General features: G+C 64.8%; 3 protein-coding genes. All 3 read right to left on the reverse strand.

Annotated features, from left to right (window positions below):
• Positions 1–42 precede the first annotated feature (42 nt).
• Complete coding sequence (locus CQ14_RS28010) at positions 43–1,197, reverse strand: DUF3095 domain-containing protein (protein ID WP_057861038.1); 1,155 nt, start codon at positions 1,195–1,197, stop codon at positions 43–45.
• Positions 1,198–1,271: 74 nt separating this feature from the next.
• Entirely contained in the window at positions 1,272–3,140 is a 1,869-nt protein-coding gene (htpG, locus tag CQ14_RS28015; protein WP_057861039.1) for a molecular chaperone HtpG, read from the reverse strand.
• Between the two features lie 101 nt (positions 3,141–3,241).
• The coding region (locus CQ14_RS28020; protein ID WP_156435505.1) for an HlyD family type I secretion periplasmic adaptor subunit at positions 3,242–4,687 on the reverse strand (1,446 nt) is incomplete at its 5' end.

Raw genomic sequence — 4,687 nt, forward strand, 5'->3', positions numbered from 1 at the left:
CGCGCCTCCTCACCATGAGGGTTTNAACAGAATCGTTCCTGATCACGCCGCCATCGCCTTCAGCGCCGACGCCGCAGACGCATACCCGCCGCGGGCGCCGTCGATGAAGTGGACGTGATCGCTGCGCATCACCGACGGCGTGAAGCAGGTCATCATCGCGGCATCCTGCCGGTGCAGGCCGTAGCGCACGATCCGCTCCGACGCCGCATTGGCGAGAAGTGCGGCGAGTTCGCGTTCCAGCTCCACCGTGCAGTCTAGAATCATCCGCAGGCCGTCGTCATATTTGCGGAAGTCGGAATTCTCCACCACCTGCTGCACATAATTCTTCGGCACGAAATTGCCGACCTTGATGCCGAAGCGCATCACGACATAGGCCCATAGCGTCACCGCCAGCACGACCGTGCGCCGCTTCAACAGCGGACCGCCACGCGCGGCGCGCGCTTCATACTCGACACCCTGCGGCGGCCAGCGCAGCGGTGGCCCGCCCGGCGGCACCGGACGCCCGGCATCCGGCGATCGTTCGACCAGGCGGATGATGTCCTCGATCACCTTGCGGAAGCGGAGCGGATCGGCGCTCTTGGTGGGCACCACCAGCACGGAGAGAATGAGCCCGCGCGTCGAAGGAATTTCCTCGAACCGGCACGACAATCCGCTCAGGTCAGGCTGCGAGCCCGGCTCCGCCGCCGGCACGGCGAATTCGCCGCGCTTCATCGCGGCATCGGCCCACCCCAAACCCCCGCCGGAAAACATCGCATAGGATAGATTGGCCGACGGGCCGAAGCGGGCGACCTTGATATCGAAACCCTGCGCGCGGATATCCTTCACCGGCACCAGCGCCACCCGCATCACCAGATCGAGATCCTGGCTGACCCATGCCGCGGTCGCCGCCAGCGCCTCGCGGGCGCGCGCGAGGTCGGCGGGCGCCACCGCAAAGCTGGCGCCATCGCCGCCGAACACGAACGGAAACTCGCGCCCCTCGAGCGCATTGGTGACGGCCGCAATGACCGCGGCGCCGGCCATGTTGACCGCCTTGTAGCGCTGGTTGGCGATCGCCTTGGTCGATTCCACGATGTCGGCGACACCGACGGTCCAGTCATCCGGCAACGGCGCATACATCGCCGGGTCCATCAGGCTGCCGAAGCCACGAAAGACCGGGATCGCGCCATAAAAAATATCGGTACCGTCAGACGTCGTCATGGCGATCCGGGTTGGAGGTCCAACTTTCTAGCAGATACGGCCGATCCTGAAATCGGTTGGCGCGGCAGATCGTCCTACCCCTTGGCGATCCCCCGCAGCACCAGTTGATTGAGCCGGTTGGCGAATGCGGCCGGGTCTTCCGGCAGCTCGCCATCGAGAATCTGCGCCTGCTCCAGCAGCAGGAACGACAGGTCTTTGGCGGCATCCTTGTCGCCGGCAATCGCCGCGACCAGGGGATGGCGCAGGTTGATCTCGAGGATCGGCTTGATCGTGGGCGCCTTGTTCTGCATCGCCAGCAGCCGCTCGAGCATGCGGTCGTGCGCGCCGCCGCCGGCGACCAGGCATGAGGCGCTCGACGTCAGCCGCTGCGAGGCGCGCACGTCGGAGACGCGCTCGCCGAGCGCATCCTTGATCAGCGCGATCGTCGTGGCCTCATCCGCGCCCGCTTCGTCTTTCTTGTCCTCGGCTGTTTCATTCAGCAGCGGGATCAGGGCGAAATCGATGTCACCCTGGCTCAGGGATTTCAGCGGCTTGCCGCCGAAATCGAGCGGCGCGGAGGTCCAGAACGCATCGACCGGATCGGTCAGCAGCAGCACCTCGATGCCGCGGGCGGAGGCGGACTCCAGTTTGGGATTCGCCTTCAACCGTTCGACGCTGTCGCCGGTGAGGTAATAGATGTCGGTCTGGTTCGGCTTGATATCCTCGACATATTGCTTCAGCGAGCGGTTCTCGCCCTTCGTCGTGGTGAAGCGCGACAGGCCGAGCAACTTCTCGCGGCGCTCAAAATCTTCCCAGATGCCTTCCTTGATCACGGGACCGAACGCGTCCCAGATTTTAGCGAACGCTTCCGGCTCCTTGTCGCCGAGATTTTCCAATTCCGATATCACGCGGCCGGTGACGGCTTTGCGGATCTGCGCGAGCTGCGGATTGTTCTGCAGCATCTCTCTGGAGATGTTGAGCGGCAGGTCCTCGCTGTCGATCACGCCGCGGACGAAGCGCAGATAGGCCGGCAGGATATCGGCGTCGTCGGCGATGAAGACGCGGCGGACATACAGCTTGACCTTGCCCTTGCGAGCCTGGTCGAACAGGTCGAACGGCTTGGTCGACGGCGCGAACAGCATCACCGCATAGGACTGCCGGCCCTCGGCGCGATAATGCAGCGTCATCGCGGGCTCGTCGAAGGCACCCGCGACCTGCTGGTAGGCCTGCTTGTAATCTTCCGGCGTAAGTTCAGATTTTGGCCGCTGCCATAGCGCGCTGGCCGAATTGATCTGGCGCGGCTCGCCCTCCTCCGGCACCAGCAGAATCGGAAACTGGATGTTGTCGGACCAGGCGCGAACGATGCGCTCGATCTCGAAACTCTCGAGATATTTTGATGCGTCCTGCTTCAAATGCAGGACGATCTCGGTGCCGCGCGTAACGCGCCCAGCATCCTCGTCGCTCCCTTGCGCGATTTCAAATCCGCTGCCGCCAGAGGACGACCAGACGAAGACCTGATCGGAACCGGCGCGGCGGCTGGTGACGACGATGCGCTCGGCGACCATGAACGCGGCATAGAAGCCGACGCCGAACTGGCCGATCAGGTTGGTGCCGTCCTTGGCCTCGGTCAGGCGGGAGAGAAAGGATTTTGTGCCGGAGCGCGCGATGGTGCCGAGATTGTCGATCAGTTCCTGCCGGTCCATACCGATGCCGGTGTCGACGACGGAAAGCGTGTTGGCGCTCTTGTCCGGCCTGATGCGGATTTCCGGCGGCGCGCCGTCGGCGATCAGCTCGGGCGCCGATATCGCCTCATAACGCAGCTTGTCACAGGCATCCGACGCGTTCGAAATCAGCTCGCGCAGGAAGATGTCGGTCTCCGAATAGACCGAGTGCACCATCAGGTTCAGAAGTTCGGCAACTTCGGCCTGGAACGGCTGGGATTCGGGGGCGGTGGTGGTCGTCATACGGGGCTCGCTGGGAACAAGGCAAAAGGAAAGCCCTGATATAGCGATGCCATCCACGGTGGCAAGATTGACGACGACACACCAAAACCTATCCTGCCCCCTCACCGCTCGACAAAGGCGCGCTCGAACTGATCCAGGATCGGCTTGAACAGGTAGCTCAGCATGGTCCGGCTGCCGGTCTGCATGAAGACTTCCGCCGGCATGCCCGAGACGAGCTGCAGCCCGGCGAGCCGGCGGCGCTCCTCTTCCGAGAGCATGATCCGGACCGTGAAATAGGACGTGCCGGTCTGCTGGTCGCGGGTGGTATCGGGCGAGACATATGACACCTGACCGATCAGTTGCGGCGTCACCCGCTGATTGAAAGCCGAGAAGCGGACAAAGGCCTGCTGGCCCTTGCGCACCTGATCGATGTCGTTCGGCTGCAGCCGCGCCTCGATCTGCAGATCGTCGGAATCCGGCACCACTTCCATGATGGTGTCACCGGCGCGAATGACGCCGCCGATGGTGTGTGCATTGAGCTGATGGATCACGCCCGACGTCGGCGCGCGCATCTCGATGCGCTCGAGCACGTCGCGCGCGGCGATGCTGCGCTCGCTGAGCTCGGCTTCCTTGCCCTGGGCCTCGCCGAGTTCCTTGACGACCTCGGTGCGGACATCCTGATCGAGCCTGACCATCTGAAGCTTCGCCTCGTCGACCTTGGCCTTGGTCTCGGCGATGGTGGAGATCAACTGGCCGCGTTCGCCCTCAATTCTGGCGCTCTCACGCTGCAGGGTCGTGAGCCGCGCTATCGGCACCAGCCGCTTGTCGAACAGCTCTTGCACGCCGCCGAGTTCGCCGGTGATCAGTTCGAGTTGCTTGGCCTTGGATGCGACCTGCGCCTCGAGACCCACGACCTCTTCGCCAAGCTGCGAGACCTTGCTCTGCAGCAGCTCCTTCTGGCTCTCGCGTGCGGTCGTTCGCGCCCTGAACAGCGAGGCTTCGGAGGCGAGCAGCGTCTTGACATTGCCGTCCTCCAGCCGGGCCGACAGCTCCGGCGGTATCGTCGGCTTAGGCTGGCCGTCGCGCTCGGCGGCGAGCCGCGCGATCTTCGCCCGCACTTCATCGAGCTGCTTGCTCACCACCTGAAGGCTGGCCTGGGCCTGCGTCGAATCCAGCCGCAGCAGCAGATCGCCGGCGGTGACCCGCTTGCCGTTCTGTACCGGGATCTGCGCCACCACGCCGCCGGTCGGATGCTGGATGGCCTTGACGTTGGACTGCACCACCAGATTGCCCGGCACCACCACGGCGCCCGACAGCGGCACCAACGCCATCCAGCCGCCCGCCAGCCCGCCGACGACGAGCAGCGCCCGCAACCCCGTGCGCAGCTCGCGCTCGAAGGCCCGCCCCGCCCGCTGAATGATGCTCTCGCCGGACGCGCCTGCCGGCTCCACCGCTCCATCGCGATTGGCAAGGAATGCAACGCCGGCAGTCAGGCCGTTGCGGACGACATTCGTCACGGAGCGATCGCGCGGCACCGGGCCCGCCGGGCTCGGCGGCGCCAATTGGGG

Origin of the sequence: Bradyrhizobium lablabi (assembly GCF_001440475.1) — a bacterium.
GTDB lineage: Bacteria > Pseudomonadota > Alphaproteobacteria > Rhizobiales > Xanthobacteraceae > Bradyrhizobium > Bradyrhizobium lablabi.